The sequence below is a fragment of the Streptomyces sp. SID12488 genome (assembly GCF_010548275.1).
Classification (GTDB): Bacteria; Actinomycetota; Actinomycetes; order Streptomycetales; family Streptomycetaceae; genus Streptomyces.
In genome coordinates this window covers 96,154-113,954 of record NZ_JAAGLT010000009.1, presented here as the reverse complement: position 1 = coordinate 113,954, position 17,801 = coordinate 96,154, and the positions used below count along the sequence as shown (strand labels likewise).

At 70.2% G+C, this 17,801-nt stretch carries 16 protein-coding genes and 1 riboswitch; of the genes, 13 read left to right on the top strand and 3 right to left on the bottom strand.

What is annotated here, in order from left to right:
• Window positions 1-9: 9 nt before the first annotated feature.
• Window positions 10-819, bottom strand: coding sequence for a hypothetical protein (locus G3I56_RS16765; RefSeq protein ID WP_164409779.1), 810 nt, complete (start codon window positions 817-819; stop codon window positions 10-12).
• 454 nt (window positions 820-1,273) lie between these two features.
• Here G3I56_RS16765 and G3I56_RS16760 point away from each other — a divergent pair, with 454 nt between their 5' ends.
• The 13 genes from G3I56_RS16760 to G3I56_RS16700 all read left to right on the top strand — a co-directional run bounded on the left by G3I56_RS16760 (window position 1,274) and on the right by G3I56_RS16700 (window position 16,750).
• On the top strand, window positions 1,274-3,658 hold the full coding sequence (locus G3I56_RS16760; RefSeq protein ID WP_164409778.1) for an N-6 DNA methylase: 2,385 nt from the start codon (window positions 1,274-1,276) through the stop codon (window positions 3,656-3,658).
• A 164-nt stretch (window positions 3,659-3,822) separates the two neighbouring features.
• The gene (locus tag G3I56_RS16755; protein WP_239134936.1) at window positions 3,823-4,515 is read left to right on the top strand and encodes a hypothetical protein; all 693 of its coding nucleotides are present in this window, start codon (window positions 3,823-3,825) and stop codon (window positions 4,513-4,515) included.
• A 38-nt stretch (window positions 4,516-4,553) separates the two neighbouring features.
• Window positions 4,554-6,035 (top strand): serine/threonine-protein kinase, encoded by a 1,482-nt coding sequence (locus tag G3I56_RS16750; RefSeq protein WP_203690074.1) that lies wholly within the window; start codon window positions 4,554-4,556, stop codon window positions 6,033-6,035.
• A 158-nt stretch (window positions 6,036-6,193) separates the two neighbouring features.
• Window positions 6,194-7,021, top strand: coding sequence for a glycoside hydrolase domain-containing protein (locus tag G3I56_RS16745; RefSeq protein WP_164409904.1), 828 nt, complete (start codon window positions 6,194-6,196; stop codon window positions 7,019-7,021).
• 152 nt (window positions 7,022-7,173) lie between these two features.
• Window positions 7,174-7,836 carry a SurA N-terminal domain-containing protein gene (locus tag G3I56_RS16740; protein WP_164409776.1) on the top strand — a complete coding sequence of 221 codons (663 nt, stop codon included), beginning with the start codon at window positions 7,174-7,176 and terminating at the stop codon, window positions 7,834-7,836.
• 143 nt (window positions 7,837-7,979) lie between these two features.
• A complete protein-coding gene (locus G3I56_RS16735) occupies window positions 7,980-9,002 on the top strand; it encodes a nucleoside triphosphate pyrophosphohydrolase (RefSeq protein ID WP_164409775.1) in 1,023 nt (340 codons plus the stop codon).
• A 155-nt stretch (window positions 9,003-9,157) separates the two neighbouring features.
• Window positions 9,158-10,465: a cytochrome P450 gene (locus tag G3I56_RS16730; RefSeq protein WP_164409774.1), complete on the top strand. Its 1,308-nt coding sequence runs from the start codon at window positions 9,158-9,160 to the stop codon at window positions 10,463-10,465.
• Between the two features lie 235 nt (window positions 10,466-10,700).
• Window positions 10,701-11,657 carry a transglycosylase family protein gene (locus G3I56_RS16725; RefSeq protein WP_343239967.1) on the top strand — a complete coding sequence of 319 codons (957 nt, stop codon included), beginning with the start codon at window positions 10,701-10,703 and terminating at the stop codon, window positions 11,655-11,657.
• 184 nt (window positions 11,658-11,841) lie between these two features.
• Window positions 11,842-12,013, top strand: a riboswitch (cyclic di-AMP (ydaO/yuaA leader).
• Window positions 12,014-12,017: 4 nt separating this feature from the next.
• Window positions 12,018-12,746, top strand: a complete 729-nt coding sequence (locus G3I56_RS16720; RefSeq protein WP_164409772.1) for a transglycosylase family protein — start codon at window positions 12,018-12,020, stop codon at window positions 12,744-12,746.
• Between the two features lie 383 nt (window positions 12,747-13,129).
• On the top strand, window positions 13,130-14,416 hold the full coding sequence (gene eno / locus G3I56_RS16715; protein ID WP_164409771.1) for a phosphopyruvate hydratase: 1,287 nt from the start codon (window positions 13,130-13,132) through the stop codon (window positions 14,414-14,416).
• 240 nt (window positions 14,417-14,656) lie between these two features.
• Complete coding sequence (locus G3I56_RS16710; protein ID WP_164409770.1) at window positions 14,657-15,127, top strand: septum formation initiator family protein; 471 nt, start codon at window positions 14,657-14,659, stop codon at window positions 15,125-15,127.
• Window positions 15,128-15,152: 25 nt separating this feature from the next.
• On the top strand, window positions 15,153-15,812 hold the full coding sequence (locus tag G3I56_RS16705; protein WP_239134935.1) for a DUF501 domain-containing protein: 660 nt from the start codon (window positions 15,153-15,155) through the stop codon (window positions 15,810-15,812).
• Complete coding sequence (locus tag G3I56_RS16700) at window positions 15,809-16,750, top strand: Ppx/GppA phosphatase family protein (RefSeq protein ID WP_164409769.1); 942 nt, start codon at window positions 15,809-15,811, stop codon at window positions 16,748-16,750. The genes G3I56_RS16705 and G3I56_RS16700 overlap by 4 nt, the downstream gene beginning before the upstream one ends.
• Window positions 16,751-16,754: 4 nt before the next feature.
• Here G3I56_RS16700 and G3I56_RS16695 read toward each other — a convergent pair whose 3' ends face one another.
• Together G3I56_RS16695 and G3I56_RS16690 are read right to left on the bottom strand one after the other, a co-directional pair.
• Window positions 16,755-17,024, bottom strand: a complete 270-nt coding sequence (locus G3I56_RS16695; RefSeq protein ID WP_164409768.1) for a type II toxin-antitoxin system RelE/ParE family toxin — start codon at window positions 17,022-17,024, stop codon at window positions 16,755-16,757.
• Window positions 17,021-17,293 (bottom strand): type II toxin-antitoxin system Phd/YefM family antitoxin, encoded by a 273-nt coding sequence (locus G3I56_RS16690; protein WP_164409767.1) that lies wholly within the window; start codon window positions 17,291-17,293, stop codon window positions 17,021-17,023. Before G3I56_RS16690 ends, G3I56_RS16695 begins: the two co-directional genes overlap by 4 nt.
• Window positions 17,294-17,801: the final 508 nt, after the last annotated feature.

Below are 17,801 nucleotides of genomic sequence, written 5' to 3'. Positions count from 1 at the left end.
CGGCCGGGCTCAGCCGCCCAGTGCGTCCAGGTCGAGGACCCCGCCGCTGGGCTTTTGGGCCGAGACGGGCTTGTCGTAGTCGCTGAAGACGACGGTTCCCGGGTCCTTCGCGGACTTGCTGTCGACCCGCAGCAGATAGGGCTTGCCCTTACTGGCGACGTACATCGTGTACGTGTCCTTGCCGTCCTTCTCCGTGACGAGGACGGCAGGCACACCGCCGACGGTCGTCGCGGCACCGCGCGTCACGTTGGAGCCGGCCCCCGACCCCGTGTCCTTGATCTCGGCGAGCGCGCTGTCCAGGTCGCAGAAGCCCGCGATGTCCTTGGCATCGGAGCCGGTCGTGGACATCTTGGTCCACTTTCCGGCCAGCATGGCCACGACCCCGTCGGTCTCCTCCTTCGACGAGCCCCCGCTCTGCGCCCGCAGGAACTTCTCGTCGTACTTCATGTAGAGGGTGGTGCCGGACTTCACCAGATCGGCCTTGCCCTCACCGTTCATGCTCATCGTCCCGGTGCAGTCGCCCCGCTTGTCGAGGGCCATGTCGATCCGGATCGTCCCGCTGCTCTCGTCGTCCGGCACATCGCCTGTCATACGGAGCGACGAGGCACCCGAGGTCGCCTTCAGTGCCCGATCGGCTATCTCACCGCCGGTCAGTCCGGCGAACGGGTCCTTCGGTTTGGCGGCCGTCTTGTCCGTCGTCCTGTCCGCGGTTTTACCAGTCGTCTTGTCGGAAGCCTTGTTCTCGCCGGTCTGGCAGCCGGCGACCCCGGCGACGGCGACAGCGGTGAGACAGAGAGCGGCAAGTGTGCTTCGGCGCATGGGAGTTCCTCCGAGTTTTCGTGGTGGTGGTGAGCGGAGCTGGGTTGAACTGAGCGGAGCTGGGTTGGGTTGAGTTGAGAAGCGGGGCGGCGGTGGCGCAGTCCCCGGCGCTTCGCCACCGCCGCCCGGCTGGGGGCAAGAAGAGGAGAGGAGAGGAGAGGGATGGAGCGGAAGAGAGGTGGAGCAGGAGAGAGGCGGAGCAAGAGAGAAGAGGGCGACCGCCTTCCCCGGCGTGCCGCCTGTTCGCTGGGTCAATAACAACAGAGCGTGTGAACCGAGTCAACACGATTCACGCGATGTCTTGTGTACACGCCGTGAATGGGTAGATCTTGCGTGCGTCGGTATGCTCGGCGTCACAGTGAAGCGAGGGCTGCATGACCGGGGCTGTGTACGGAGATCAGAGCCGTAACGCGGGAACGCCCGGGTCGTGCACGGGACGAGGGGAGCGCGGCGCGTGCAGGACAACGCCACGGAAGTGACCGCCGCCGGCATCGCACGGCTCGCGGGGGTCGGACGTGCCGCCGTCAGTAACTGGCGCCGCCGTCACGCCGACTTCCCCAAGCCGGTCGGCGGCACCGAGACCAGCCCCGCCTTCGCCCTCGCCGAGGTGGAGTCCTGGCTCCGCCACCAGGGGAAACTCGCCGAAGTGCCCCTCCGGGAGCGCGTCTGGCAGCAACTCGTCGGCCACCCCGAGGGCCCGGCCACCGCTCTTGTCCACGCGGGCTGCGTCCTGCTGCTCATCCACGACCGCCCGACCGTCTGGCTGGAGCTCGGCGCGGTCTCCGACGAACGCCTCGCCGCCCGACTCCCCGCCACGCTGGAGCAGGTGATCGCCCCACGATTCGGCCTCGCGGGGAAGCGTGGCGTTCACGCTTCGCCTGCCGTACGGGGAGTTCACACGGTGCTGGCCGCACAAGGGGTTCACAGTCAGACTGGCGTTCGAGGGGTTCACACTTCTCTGAGTGGGCGCGGTGCGCCGACTGTGAACGACCCGGAGAGCGTGAACACCCTGGGCGCTGTGAACACTCCGCCCGGAGTACACGCCTCTCCGCCCACATCCGGAGTACACGCCGCTTCTCCCACCCTCGGCGTTCACACCACCCCCGTCCCGCCCCGCGTACACAGCTCACCCGCCGTGCACAGCGACAGCGCCACCTCCGCCGTACATGCCGCCCCGGCCGTACACACACCCACCGGCCCCGAACTCCTCCCCTCCGTCCCGCTCCTCCGAGGGGTCGCCGAACTCGCCGCCGAGATGGGGGCGCGGCAGGCGTACGAGTTCCTGGTCGGGCGGCATCTCGACGCCAACCCGCGGCAGTACACGCTCACCCCCGCCGAGCTCGCCCGGCTCATGGGGGACCTCGCCGGCCCGGCGCGCACCGTCCTCGACCCGGCCTGTGGCACCGGTGCGCTGCTGCGCGCCATTCCGGTGCGGGGGGCGCGGGAGGTCGAACGGGACGATTCCGAGCGGGAGTTGTACGGGCAGGACAGTGCCCCTGAGCTGGCCGCGCTCACCGCCCTCCGGCTCGCGCTCCAGGGCCGGAACGTGGTCGTACGCACGGCAGCCGGGGACACGCTTCGCGCCGACGCGTTTCCCGGGCTCAGGGCAGACGCCGTGCTCTGTCATCCCCCGTTCAACGAGCGCAACTGGGGGCACGACGAACTCGCGTACGACGCCCGCTGGGAGTACGGGTTCCCGGCCCGCAACGAGTCCGAGCTGGCCTGGGTGCAGCATGCGCTCGCCCGGCTCAGGGAGGGCGGCACCGCCGTACTGCTGATGCCGCCGGCCGCCGCGTCCCGGCGTTCCGGGCGCCGTATCCGCGCCGATCTGCTGCGACGCGGGGCGCTGCGCGCGGTGATCGCGTTGCCGGTCGGCGCGGCACCCCCGTACAACATCCCGCTGCACCTGTGGGTGCTGCGGCGGCCCGACAAGGCGCCCGCGCAGCCCGAGGTGCTGCTCGCCGACACGGGGACGGTCGCCGAGCACGGCGGGCGCGGCGGGCTCGACTGGGAGGCAGTGCGCACCGCCGTTCTCGACGCCTGGCGGCCCTTCGAGCGGGCCGGTACGGCGGTCGAGCAGCCGGGAGTCGCACGTTCCGTGCCCGTCATCGAACTCCTCGACGACGACGTCGACCTCGCCCCGGCCCGACACCTCCCGCCCGCCACCGCGGGCGACGGCGAGCACCTGAGCGACGTACGGGAGCGCCTCGGCGAGACCCTGCGCCTGACCGTCGACCTCACTCCGCCCGCCCCCGCCGGACACGCCGAGGAGCAGCCCGGGCGCTGGCCGCTCATCACCATCGGTGAACTCGCGCGCGGGGGCGCCCTGGTGATGCGTACGGGCGGAAACGGCGGCCACGCGCGCGTGCCCGTGCTGACCGACCAGGACGTCCTCGCCGGAACCGCTCCCTCCGGCACGCTGCCCGAGAGCGACGAGGCTGCCGTGCGGGTGGCGGCGGGCGACGTCGTCGTGCCGATCCTCGGCGGCGGGTCCGTCGCGCGCGTGGTCGACGACGCGACCGCGGGGGCCGTTCTCGGCCGCAGCCTCGTCCTCCTGCGGCCCGATCCGGCTGCCCTCGACCCGTGGTTCCTCGCCGGGTTCCTGCGCGGCACCGCCAACAACCGGCAGGCCAGCAGCTACGCGTCCACCGCGACCCGGCTCGACGTGCGCCGACTGCAACTGCCCCGGCTGCCCCTGGACGAACAACGGCGCTACGGCGCGCGGTTCAGGGCGCTCGCCGAGTTCGAGGAGGCCCTGCGGCACGCGGGCAGGCTCGGCGGACAGCTCGTGCGGGGCATGTACGACGGGCTGACGGACGGGACCGTCGCGCCCGACTGACGCGCTGACGCCGTTCCGAGGGTCCACGAACCGCGACGCAGGACGACAACGGTTCGGTACAACCCGGACCCGTTGTCGGTGTCGGCCTATACGCTCGGACCCCGACACCGAACCTGTCACTCGTATGTCCGTCCTCGTCGGGATCACCCGGTCCAGGAGCAGTCATGTATGGCCCCGGCGCGCCGCCGCCCACCCAGAACGCGGGCACCGTCATCACCCTGCGCGTGCTGATCGCCGCCGTCGGGTTCCTCTCGTGCGGCCTCTTCGCGTGCCTGCCGCTGTTCCGGGTCGCCTTGCTGCGCGGCCGGTGGTTCAACTGGGTGGCGGCCTGGGTGAGTCTGCCCCTGTCCATCGTGTGCTTCGGCGTTGTCGGCACGGTGGCTGAGAACAACGTCAAAGGCGACTACGCCCTCGGCACCGTGATGATCCTGGGCGCCCTGAGCAGCACCTACTTCCTGGTCATGGACATACGGCAGGACAACCCCCAACGCCAGTACGCCGGTTACGTGCCGCACCGGGCCGCGACCATGCCCCCCGGGTACGGCTATCCGCCCCCGTCGCCGTACGCGAACATGCAGACCGGGCCGCAGCAGCCCGCCATGCCCGCCATGCCCCACACGCCGATACCCCAGCCCCAGCCCCAGGCACCCCGGCCACCCGTCGCCCAGAGCCCCGTTCCGCCCCCGCCGCAGCGCCCCGCGCCCGCCCGTATCGACCAGGTGCGCGCCGAACTCGACGAGCTCAGCGACTACCTGCGCAAGCACGACAGCAACGGCAATGGCAATGGGAACGGCAACCCCAACTCGAACTCCAACCCCGGCCCCAACTCCAACGGCAGCCATGAGGGCGGACGGTGAGCGTGGCGACGGGCCGCGTCATCGCCGACCGGTACGAACTGTCCACGCTCATCGGACAGGGCGGCATGGGCCAGGTGTGGACGGCGTACGACCAGCGTCTCGACCGGCGGGTGGCCGTGAAACTGCTGCGGCCGGACAAGGTCGCCGGCCAGGAGGCCGACGAACTGCGCCGCCGCTTCGTACGCGAGTGCCGGGTGACCGCGCAGGTCGACCACCCCGGGCTCGTCACCGTGCACGACGCGGGCAGCGAGGACGAGGAACTGTTCCTCGTCATGCAGTACGTCGACGGCGCAGACCTCTCCGACCACCTCGCCGAACACGACCCGTACCCCTGGCAGTGGGCGGTCGCCGTGGCAGCGCAACTGTGCGCCGTGCTGAGCGCCGTGCACGCCGTGCCGATCGTCCACCGCGACCTCAAGCCGCGCAACGTGATGGTGAAGCAGGACGGCACGGTCACCGTCCTCGACCTGGGCGTCGCCTCCGTCATGGACACGGACACGACCCGCCTCACCCACACCGGTTCACCCATCGGATCGCCCGCCTACATGGCCCCCGAGCAGGCGATGGGCGGCGCGGTCGGCCCGTACACGGACCTGTACGCACTCGGCGTGGTCCTCCACGAACTCCTCAGCGGGGACGTGCCGTTCTCCGGCTCGACGGCCCTCGGGGTGCTGCACCGGCACCTGTACGAGCCGCCGCTGCCCGTGCGCCGCCTCAGACCCGAGGTGCCCGAGTCGCTGGAAGCGCTCGTCCTGCGGCTGCTCGCCAAGGACCCGCAGCACCGGCCCGCCTCCGCGCAGGAGGTGTACGAACACCTGGCGCTGCTCCTCCCGGAGCGCGGGATGCCCACAGGGGCGCCCCTCGACCCCACACGCCCCTTCCTGCGCCCGCACGCACCCTGGCCGGACCGCGCCCGCACCCCCGCCACCCAGCCGACGGCCGCCCCGGCGGCCGAGAGGCCCGACGTCGCCGGAGCAGTCGACGAGGTCAAGCGCCTCCTCGGCGAGGGCCGCATCACCCAGGCCGTCGACATTCTCGGCGGGATCCTGCCGGCCGCCGCCGAACAGCACGGCGAGCGCTCCCCGGTCGTCCGCACCCTCCGCAAGCAGTACGCGGCCACCCTCATGGACGACGGCCAGTACCGCCGCGCCCTGCCCGAACTGCGCCGCCTCGCCGACGAACGCGCCGCCGAGGCCGGCCAGGCCGACCCCCAGGCGCTGCGCTTCCGCTACGAGGCCGCCCAGTGCCTCGAACAACTCGGCGAACCCGCGGCGGCCCTCGCCGAGTACCGCGCCCTGCTGCCGTACTACGAGAACCAGTACGTCGCCGGTGACCCGGAACTCGCCCTCGACGTCCGCCGCCGCATCGGCCACCTCCTCCTCGCCCTCGGCGACCGCACCGCCGCCCGCGACACCCTCGCCCGCCTCCTCCACGACGTGGACCGCCTTCGCGGCCCCGGCCATCCGCTGGTGGCCGAGATCCGGCGGACCCTGGAGTGGCTGGGACAGGTGCGCGGCTAGGGTTTGCCGTGGCTTGAGGGAATCTTGTGGGTCAGCGGGGCCGATGTTTCCGGAACAGAGGAATGACGCCGGTTACGTTGCGACCTGCTTTCGTGTCTCAGACTTCGCGTCTCAGAGCTTCGTGCCGCATACCAGTTACCAGGGGTGGGTTTTACGTGGTGTCCAGTCACCGGCAGTCCAAGAAGCGCAGGTACATCACCTGGGCGGTGGCCGGGACGGCCGTCGTCGCCGGGGCCGGGCTCGCCGCCCAGTCCTCGATGGCCGCCACGACCTGGCCCGCCCAACGGACCTACACCGGCCGCGCGTTCGACGCCTGCACCGCGCCCTCCCTCGCTGCGATGAAGGCCTGGCACGGTGGCCTCTACGGCGCCGCAGCCGTCTACATAGGCGGCAAGAACCGCGGCTGCGCCCAGCCCAACCTCACCGCGGCCTGGGTGAAGTCGGTCAGCGCACAGGGCTGGAAACTCATCCCCCTGTACGTCGGCGCCCAGCCCTTCTGCCAGACCGGCTCCAGCCCCGAGAAGCTCACCGCCGCCACGGCCGCCTCCCTCGGCGCGAAGGACGCGGCGGACGCGGTGACCAAGGCCTCGGCGCTCGGCATGAAGGCCGGCAGCCCGGTCTACCTCGACATGGAGTCGTACGACATCACGAACAAGGCGTGCAACGACGCCGTACTGACGTACGTGCGCGCCTTCAACAAGGCGCTGCAGGCCAAGACGTACCGCACCGGCTACTACGGCTTCACCAGCTCCAGCGCGAAGGCGATCGCCCAGGCCACCGACCGCACCAACCTGCCGGGCAACATGTGGTACGCGCTGTGGGACAAGCAGAACACCACCACCGCGGACTGGCCGTTCGCCGCCACCCAGTGGACCAACCACAGCCGGGCCCACCAGTACATGGTCAACAGCAAGGAGACGCGCGGCGGTTACACGATCACGGTGGACCGCAACGCGTGGGACGCGCCGGTGGCGATCACCGGCTGAGACCGCTGGCTGAGACGGCCGGGGCGGGCGCGACGGTGCCCGAAGTCCCGGTGAATCGTTGGTCGAATGGCTTGGCCGGAGCCCGGCCACTGCCTAACATCGATCATCGCAAGACTTTGTGCATCGCCGCACAATCTCCTCGGGAGGCTTCCTTGCACCGCCGTCGTCGCACCGCGCTCATCCTCTCCGCCGCGATCGTCGCCGCGGCACCACTCCTCACCGCCTGCGGAAACGACGCGCATCCCGGCGCGGCGGCCGTCGTCGGCGGGCAGCGGATCACGGTCGCGCAGCTGGAGAGCAGGGTGAACGAGGTACGCGCGGCGCAACGGGCGGCCACCCCGGACCAGGCCCAGTACGCGCAGACCGTCGCCAGAACCGGCAGTCTCACCCGCGACACCCTGCACACGCTGGTCCTCGACCGCGTCCTCAATCAGGCCGCGAAGAACGCGGGCGTGACCGTGACCCGCAAGGACGTCCAGACCCTGCGCGCCTCCCTGGAACAGCAGGCGGGCAGCGCGAAGTCGCTGGCGGACGCCTGGCTCCAGCAGTACGGCGTCGCCCCGGCACGGCTCGACGACAGCCTGCACACCGAGATCGTGGCCCAGAAACTGGCCGCCGCGCTCGGCGCCGACATGAACACCCCGGACGGCCAGGCCACGTTCTGGAAGGCGATGTCCGAGGCCTCGAAGACCCTCGACGTCGACCTCAACCCGCGCTACGGCAGCTGGGACGTCCAGAAGAGCAGCCGCGTCGACGCGAAGACGCCCTGGCTACGGGAGATCACGGCACCGCAGACGGCCGAGGGGACGGCCTGACGGCCTGACGGCCACGGTGTGACGGTCACGGCGTAACGGTTGTCCGTACGCGTGTACGGGCGTACGGGCGCGCGTGTCCACAGGGACGTGCTGGCCTGTGGACAACCGGTGGGGCTGTCGGTGACGTGGGTTACGTTCGGAGGGTGAACGCAACCAGCGGCTTCGAGACCGCTCCGGAGACGGAGACCGACCCCGGTCGTGTCGTCCTGCTCACCACCAGCCACCGTGTCGCGCCCGGCCTGCTGTCCTGGCCCGCCTGGCAGGTGCTGCACGCGGCCGACCGGGTGCTGTGCGCGGACGGCACGCATCCGCAGCTGCCGTATCTGCGGGACGCCGGCACAGCGGTCGAGGAGGCCTCCCCGACCGCCGAGGACCTGCTCGACGCCTGCGCCGGCGGCCGGACGGTCGTGATCGTCACGACCGGCGAGGGCGACCCGGCCCTCACGGACGGCCTGGCACGCCTCGCCGGCTCCGGCCGCGTACGGATGCCGGACCTGGAACTCCTCCCCGCCTCCTACGACCTCCCCGGCGCCCGCCTCCTCGACCTCGTGCAGGTCATGGACCGCATCCGCCTGGAGTGCCCGTGGTCCTCCCGTCAGACCCACAAGGGCCTGGCGAAGTACGGCATCGAGGAGGCGTACGAACTCGTCGAGGCGATCGAGGAGGGCGACCGGGACGAACTGCGCGAGGAGCTGGGGGACGTCCTGCTCCAGGTCGTCTTCCACGCGCGCATCGCCGAGGAGGGCAGCGAGGAGGGCACGGCCCCGTTCTCGATCGACGACGTGGCGGCCGGCATCGTCACCAAGCTGATCCACCGCCACCCGCACGTCTTCGGCGACGAGACGGCGTCCACACCGGAGGACGTGAAGGAGCACTGGCTGCGCACCAAGGCGGTCGAGAAACAGCGGGAGTCGGTGACGGACGGCGTGCCCCTGGGCCAGCCGGGCCTTGCCCTGGCCGCGAAGCTGGCGTCGCGGGTCCACACGGCAGGCCTGGACGTCCCGCTGCCCCAGGGCGACGGCATCGGATACGAACTGCTGGAGATGGCGGTACGGGCGGAGCGCGACGGAGTGGACCCGGAGGCGGCACTGCGGGCCGCCGCGCGGGCCTACCGGGATGCGGTGCGGGTGGGGGAAGGGGTGGCCGGGGCGGCTGCGGAGCAGTGATGGTGCGCTGAGCCGGGCCCGGTGCTCAGCTCAGTACCGCTGTCCCAGGTGTCCCAGGACCGGCGTCGAGGCCTGGGGGTGTGCTGGGAGCGGGGTCGCCTCGACGCCGACCAGGGCCTCGCTGAAGTCCTCCGCCCTCCCGATACCGTCACCGAGTGACCAACCAGCCCCTCTCCACGCCCCCACCCCCCGTCCCCGAACTCTTCACCTGGGAGTTCGCGACGGATCCCTACCCCGCCTACGCCTGGCTCCGCGAGCACGCGCCCGTGCACCGGACCAAGTTGCCCAGTGGCGTCGAGGCCTGGCTTGTCACCCGTTACGTCGACGCCAAGCAGGCCCTCGCCGACCCCCGGCTCTCCAAGAACCCCGCGCATCACGACGAGCCCGCGCACGCCAAGGGCAAGACCGGTATCCCCGGTGAGCGCAAGGCCGAGCTGATGACCCATCTGCTCAATATCGATCCGCCGGACCACACCAGGCTGCGGCGGCTCGTCGCCAAGGCGTTCACTCCGCGCCGGGTCGCCGAGTTCGCGCCCCGCGTCCAGGAACTCACCGATCACCTGATCGACCAGTTCGCGGCGAGCGGCTCCGCCGATCTCATCCACGAGTTCGCGTTCCCGCTGCCCATCTACGCGATCTGCGACCTGCTGGGCGTACCCCGCGAGGACCAGGACGACTTCCGGGACTGGGCCGGGATGATGATCCGGCACGGGGGAGGGCCCCGGGGCGGCGTCGCCCGGTCGGTCAAGAAGATGCGGGGCTATCTCGCCGAGCTGATCCACCGCAAGCGCGAGGCGCTGACCGACGTACCCGAATCCGGCGAGGACCTCATCTCCGGGCTCATCCGCGCCTCCGACGAGGGCGAGCACCTCACCGAGAACGAGGCTGCCGCCATGGCCTTCATCCTACTTTTCGCTGGTTTTGAAACCACCGTGAATTTGATCGGCAATGGCGTCTACGCCCTGCTCACCCACCCCGAACAGCGCGCCCGCCTCCAGGCCTCCCTCGCCGTCGAGGACTCCTCCCTCCTCGAAACCGGCATCGAGGAACTCCTCCGCTACGACGGCCCCGTCGAGCTGGCCACCTGGCGGTTCGCCACCCGGTCGCTCAGCCTCGGCGGGCAGGACATCGCGGCCGGCGATCCCGTCCTCGTCGTCCTGGCCGCCGCCGACCGGGACCCGGCCCGGTTCGCCGACCCCGACACCCTCGACCTCGGCCGCCGGGACAACAAGCACCTCGGATACGGCCACGGCATCCACTACTGCATCGGCGCCCCGCTCGCCCGCCTGGAGGGTCGCAGCGCGCTGGCCACCCTCCTCACCCGCCTCCCCGACCTGCAACTCGGTGCGGATCCGGCCGAGTTGAGATGGCGGGGCGGGCTCATCATGCGTGGACTGCGTACCCTGCCCGTCGAGTTCACGCCGGTTGCTGGGGCCGGGCCCGCGTCGCCGGTGGTGGCGTAGGAGATCGCGAGAAGGTGACACTCCCTCAGCAAAGTGATCTTCACGTGATCTGTGCGGCATTAACTTGTGACAAGCGTTCGTCTGTAGATACGTTCGTGCACCAGTGCGATGCCTTGGTGTCTTGCGGCACCGGTCGCACTGCCCCCAGTTGTCTCGTGAAAGGCATCGCATGCTCTCCGGGAACGGTCGTCACCGTCGCCCCCGTCAGGCCCCGGCTCTGCTCGTAGCGGCCGGCGTGACAGGCTCCGCCATCGCCATCCCACTGCTCGCCGCGACCGGCGCCAGCGCGGCCAGCGGTACCACCTGGGACAAGGTCGCGGAGTGCGAGAGTGGCGGCTCCTGGAGTGCCGACGGCGGCAACGGGTTCTACGGCGGGCTCCAGTTGACCCAGGCGGACTGGGTGAAGTACGGCGGCCTCGCGTACGCGGCGAGCGCCGACCAGGCCAGCCGTTCGCAGCAGATCGCCGTCGGCGAGAAGATACTCGCCGACCAGGGGGCGGGGGCCTGGGAGGCCTGCGCGCTGCTGTCCGGGCTCAGCAAGGACACCGGTTCGGCCGATGTCGACACGGGCGTCGCCGGGGGTGACGCCGACGCGGCCGGGAGCGACACCTCCGGACTGGGCCTGGGTCTGAGCTCGGGTTCGGACTCCGCCGCCTCGCCCTCGACTTCGGCGTCGCCCACGCCCTCAGTGTCGCCCGCCGACGGCTCCTCGGCCTCGACCGGGGCCGCGGACTCGTCGCCGCCCCCCGCGCCGTCCGGCGGGGCGACGACCGGCTCTGCCGGGCCCGCTGATTCCGGCGACTCCGCCGGGTCGGCCGTCTCCCCGTCTCCTTCCACCTCGTCGCCCAGCGCGGGCGGCGCGAAGGGAAGCGGCACTTCGCCCATAGGTATCTCAGGAGGGCAACAGCGGGGCAATTACGGGCAGAGCGGTAAAAGTGAGGGCGCCGAAGTCGGCACCGAAACCTCCACCGACACCGAAGCCTCCGTCGGTACCGGTCGTCACCGGGGTGAGCCCGAGGGCTCGTACACGGACAGCATCGGGGACGCCCTCTGGAGTGTCACCGACTCCCTCGATCTTGCGGGCGGGCAGACCGGAACCCCTGCCGAGGACGAGTCCTTCCTTGACGCGGACTCGGGTCTCATCCTGCCCGGTCAGACCCTTGCGGTAGGTAGCGAACCCGGGCAAAACTAACCGGAGTTCACGTCCTGGTTTCGGGCTGAATGTCCGTTATCAATGCGGTGAGACAAAGGTCTCAGAAGCCCTGATCGTCTTTGTATTTCAGGGGATCAGCTGTTTACGGTCGTCATCGCCCGCCACAGTGGGCCCCGCCGGTCGCAACGCCGAATCCTGCCAACGGCCGTACGGGAACAGTCGTCGCTGTCAAGCGCCGTAGGCAGGAGCGGGGGACCCAAGGTAAGTGCCGCACCGGGCAGTTGTCCGGAGCGGCTTGGGGTGAAGCCGTACGCCGCCCGCAAGGGACGTACGGCCGGGCAACCAAACCGGCCCGAACCCGACAGCTCACCTCGCAGGCGTCGGTGAGGGGATACACGCATGCTGTTTACCGGTAAGGGCAAGCACCGCCGTCCGTCCAAGGCCACCCGGGTCGTCGCCCTCGCGGGTGTCACCGGCGCCGCGGTCGCCGCTCCGCTCCTTGCGGCCGGCTCCGCCTCGGCCGCCACTTCCGCCGAGTGGGACACCGTCGCCCAGTGCGAGTCCGGCGGCAACTGGTCCATCAACACCGGCAACGGCTACTACGGCGGTCTGCAGTTCTCCGCCTCGACCTGGGCCGCGTACGGCGGCTCGGCGTACGCGTCCACCGCCGACCAGGCCTCCAAGTCCGCGCAGATAACCATCGCCGAGAAGGTCCTCGCGGGCCAGGGCAAGGGTGCCTGGCCGGTCTGCGGCGTGGGTCTGTCCAGCGCCTCCTACGGTGGCGGTGCGAGCAGCAGCACGGGCACGAGCAACAACAACTCGTCCGGCAACTCCAGCAGCTCGAACAACTCCAGCGGCTCCGGCGAGACCTCCACCCGCTCCACCGACAACCAGCAGGCCTCCCGTTCGCAGGAGCGGCCCGCTGCCAAGAAGACCGTCACCACCCCGACCGGCAAGAAGGTCAAGAAGGGTGACGGCGAGTACAAGGTCGTCAAGGGCGACAGCCTGAGCGCGATCGCCGAGGCGCACGACGTCAAGGGCGGCTGGCAGAAGCTCTTCCAGCTGAACAAGGACATCATCGACGACGCCGACTTCATCTTCCCGGGCCAGCAGCTGCACCTCAGCTGACGCGGCCGTATCGCGGTTGTACGGCAGCTGACCCCGGTCACCTGCGGGCCGGAATCTCCCCCAGATCCCGGCCGGCTCGCAGGTGAACCACAGGGCCCTCACATCCGTGCCTTCCATAGTGAGGGCCTCGTGAGGGCCACCCCCGTCCCCCACGGGCTCCCCGCTTCGGTGCGTCTTCCCCCGTACGCACCGGAGCGGGGCTTTTTGTTCCCTGGGGGAACAATGTTTACCCTCGGTTCCGTTCCTGTTCCGTCCACGGGGTGGCCGGAAGGCTGGCCGATCCCCCGGAGCCGGTTAGGCTCATCATCGCGGAGCCGCCGCGGCCTCTTACTCACGAGGCCCAGCAGCCCCGCGTACCCGCGTCACATCCCAGCAAGAAGGAGATGCTCGTGCCGTCCATCGACGTCGTCGTAGCCCGGGAAATCCTCGACTCACGAGGCAACCCCACCGTCGAGGTCGAGGTCGGCCTCGATGACGGCAGCACCGGCCGTGCCGCTGTCCCGTCCGGCGCCTCCACCGGAGCCTTCGAGGCCATCGAGCTGCGCGACGGTGACCCCAACCGCTACTTCGGCAAGGGTGTCGAGAAGGCCGTCCTCGCGGTCATCGAGCAGATCGGCCCGGAGCTCGTCGGCTACGACGCCACCGAGCAGCGCCTGATCGACCAGGCGATGTTCGACCTGGACGCCACCGACAACAAGGGCTCCCTCGGCGCCAACGCCATCCTCGGCGTCTCCCTCGCCGTCGCCCACGCCGCGTCGGAAGCCTGTGACCTCCCCCTCTTCCGCTACCTCGGCGGCCCGAACGCGCACCTGCTGCCCGTTCCGATGATGAACATCCTCAACGGCGGATCCCACGCGGACTCCAACGTCGACATCCAGGAGTTCATGATCGCCCCGATCGGCGCGGAGTCCTTCTCCGAGGCGCTGCGCTGGGGTGCGGAGATCTACCACACCCTCAAGAAGGTGCTGAAGACCAAGGGCCTGTCCACCGGCCTCGGCGACGAGGGCGGCTTCGCCCCGAACCTGGAGTCCAACCGCGCCGCCCTCGACCTCATCGTCGAGGCCATCAAGCAGGCCGGTTACGTCCCCGGCGAGCAGATCGGCCTCGCCCTCGACGTCGCCGCGTCCGAGTTCTACAAGGACGGCAAGTACGAGTTCGAGGGCAAGTCCCGCACGGCCGCCGAGATGACCGAGTACTACGAGGAGCTCGTCTCCGCGTACCCGCTCATCTCCATCGAGGACCCGCTGTACGAGGACGACTGGGCCGGCTGGAAGACCATCACCGACAAGCTGGGCGACAAGGTCCAGATCGTCGGCGACGACCTCTTCGTCACCAACCCGGAGCGCCTCGCCCGTGGCATCGAGGAGGGTTCGGCCAACGCCCTGCTCGTCAAGGTGAACCAGATCGGCTCGCTGACCGAGACCCTGGACGCCGTCGAGATGGCCCAGCGCAACGGCTTCAAGTGCATGATGTCCCACCGCTCCGGCGAGACCGAGGACGTCACCATCGCCGACCTCGCCGTCGCCGTGAACTGCGGCCAGATCAAGACCGGCGCCCCGGCCCGCTCGGACCGCGTCGCCAAGTACAACCAGCTCCTGCGCATCGAGGAGATCCTCGACGACGCGGCGGTCTACGCCGGACGCTCGGCCTTCCCGCGCTTCAAGGGCTGAGGACAACGGCTGAGAACATCGGTTGAGAACAACGGCTGACCCAACCAGGGTCAAGGCATAGCCAGTCGTACGTACGTCCCCGTACCCGGTCCCGTACCGTGTGCGGGGACGTACGCGCGTGTGAACGGGAGGCGGGGAACATGGCCGTACTGTGCCTTCCCGGGGGACAACCCCCGGACCCCCGGCCGAAAAGACCAGGTGCGCGAGCGTGACCGGCGTAGAGCTGCGAGGTGAGCATCAGTGACCAACCGGGACCGGTTCTCCACCGCGACCAGGATCAAGCTGCTCGGCGAGCAGACGGCGGCCCGCGTCTACCGTTCCCAGACCAAGCGCCAGGCCCGCCGCTCCCGGCTGACCGGCCGGGCGGCCCTGCTCGCCCTGGTCCTCTGCACGCTGATCGTGGCCCTCGCCTACCCGATAAGGCAGTACGTCTCCCAGCGCGCCGACATCGCCGACATGGAACGCGAACGCGACCGGACCAGCCAACGGGTCGAGCAGCTCCGTGACCTGAAGGCACGCTGGCAGGACGACGCGTACGCGGAGCAGCAGATCCGACAGCGGCTGCACTTCGTGCTGCCGGGCGAGACCGGGTTCATCGCGATCGACCCGGACGCGGCGAAGCAGTCGCGCGTCGACCTCGGCGCGGCCGACCGCCCCTGGTACGCGAACGTCTGGGACGGCGTGGACAAGGCCGACGCCGCCGACCAGTGAAGTGAACGGAACAGAAAAGACAGGTATGGACACGCCCCCGCCCTCCACCCCGCGCACCGAGCCGACCGACGCGGACGTCGAGGCCTTCCAGCAGCAGCTGGGCCGCCCGCCGCGCGGGCTGCGCGCCATCGCGCACCGCTGCCCCTGCGGTCATCCGGACGTCGTCGAGACGGCTCCGCGGCTGCCGGACGGCACGCCCTTCCCCACGACGTACTACCTGACGTGCCCGCGCGCCGCCTCGGCGATCGGCACCCTGGAGGCGAACGGCGTGATGAAGGAGATGACGGAACGTCTCTCGACGGACCCGGAGCTCGCCGCCGCGTACCGGGCCGCGCACGAGGACTACATCGCCCGCCGTGACGAGATCGAGGTCCTGGAGGGCTTCCCGAGCGCGGGCGGCATGCCGGACCGCGTGAAGTGCCTGCATGTCCTCGTGGGCCACTCGCTGGCCGCCGGCCCCGGGGTGAACCCGCTGGGCGACGAGGCGATCGCGATGCTGCCGGAGTGGTGGGCGAAGGGGCCCTGCGTGCGGCGCACGACGCCTCCGGAGGGGGAGGGCTGGGTGGTGCACGAGAGCGAGTCCGGCCACTTCGCGTTCAAGCGACTGGAGCCCGGGGAACCGGCGGGCTGGATGGGCTCGATGGATTCGGCCGATTCCGTGGAGCCCGGGGAGGGCGGCAAGTGACCCGTGTCGCCGCCATCGACTGCGGTACGAACTCGATCCGCCTCCTCGTCGCCGACGCGGACCCGCTGACCGGCGAACTCGTCGACCTGGACCGGCGGATGACCATCGTCCGCCTCGGTCAGGGCGTCGACCGTACGGGGCGGCTGGCCCCCGAGGCGCTGGAGCGGACCTTCGCGGCCTGCCGGGAGTACGCCACCGTCATCAAGGAGCACGGCGCCGAGCGGCTGCGCTTCGTCGCGACGTCCGCCTCCCGGGACGCGGAGAACCGGGACGAGTTCGTACGGGGCGTGCTGGACATCCTGGGTGTCGAGCCCGAGGTCATCTCGGGCGAGCAGGAGGCCGAGTTCTCCTTCACCGGCGCCACCAGGGAGCTGAAGGGACGCGACGACCTCGCCAAGCCCTACCTCGTCGTGGACATCGGCGGCGGCTCGACCGAGTTCGTGGTCGGGGACGACCAGGTGCGCGGGGCACGTTCCGTGGACATCGGGTGCGTACGGATGACGGAGCGGCACCTGGTGCGGGACGGCGCCGTCGCCGATCCGCCCTCCGAGGAGCAGATCGCGGCGATCCGCTCGGACATCGAGGCGGCCCTGGACCTGGCGGCGGAGACGGTCCCGCTGGGCGAGGCGCGCACACTGGTGGGTCTCGCGGGGTCGGTCACCACGGTGTCGGCGATCGCGCAGAACCTGTCCGCGTACGACCCCGAGGCCATCCACCACTCCCGGGTCTCCTACGACCGCGTCCGCGAGATCACCGAGACCCTCCTCCGCTCCACGCACGCCGAGCGCGCCGCGATCCCCTCGATGCATCCGGGGCGCGTCGACGTGATCGGCGCGGGGGCCCTGGTCCTGCTCTCGATCATGGAGCGCATCGGGGCGTCGGAGGTCGTGGTGAGCGAGCACGACATCCTCGACGGCATCGGCTGGTCTTTGGCCTGACCGCCTACAGGTTGCGGTACACGTCCCGCCGGTCGCCCACCTTGACGACGAGGATGACGAGTTCGCCATCGTTGATCTGGTAGGCGACCCGGTAGCTTCCGACCCGCAGCCGGTAGAGCCCCGACGGGCCGGTGAGCTTCTTGACGTCGGCGTCCTCGCGATACGGGTCGTCACCGAGAGCGGTCAGCGCGGTCAGGATGCGCATGGCGTCGAGTCGGCTGACGGCCCGGAGTTGCCGCTGCGCCGCCGTGGTGAACCGGAACGCGTACTTCACGCGGCGCCTTCACCGTGCTCGGTGAACAGATCTGCCAGCAGTTCGGCCATGGTCACGGTGGGGCCGTTCTCGGCCAGGACCGCTTCGGCCTCTCGGGCCAACATGACGTCGGCCGCCTCTTCCAGGGCTTCGAAGTCCGCGATCGGTACCACTGCCGCCACCGGAGTGCCGTTGCGAGTGATGACCGTCGGGGTGCCTTCCTCGGCCAGGTTGATGCGCTCCGCGAGATGGGCGCGGGCTTCCCGTATCGTCACGGTGTCCTCGGTCATGACGTCAGTGTACGCGCATATGTGTACACGCGCCCGGGTGAGTCGCGTTCGTGAGACATCCTCGGCGGGATCGCGCACAGTTGCGCAGTCGAGTCGCGTTCGTAGGCGTTCCTCGACGGGATCGCGTTCAAAGTGGCAGAGGATCTCCAGTAGTACTTCGGGCGACTCCTCGACGGCATCGCGTGGGCGGTCGTATGACCCTCGGCTGAGCAGGTCGGACAACGTATGAGCGCACCTGGGGGGCTGTTTGAGGCCCCCCGGTGACGCCCTCCCGGGAAACTTCGTGAAGTTCTTCACAAGGAATTCGGTCCTGTTGGGCGACGAACATGGTCCGAAGGGCTCTTTCGGGGGCTCACCTGGGGTGGGAGCGTGCTCGGGGGAGCGTTTCGGCGGTGTTTCCAGGGGGTGTGGCCGGAGGCTGGTCCAGTTGCTCCGGCGGCCCGGAAGAGCAGTTCACGCGGCATTGACATCGGGGCGTACCGCCCGCTGGTACCTCTTGGATGGCGGG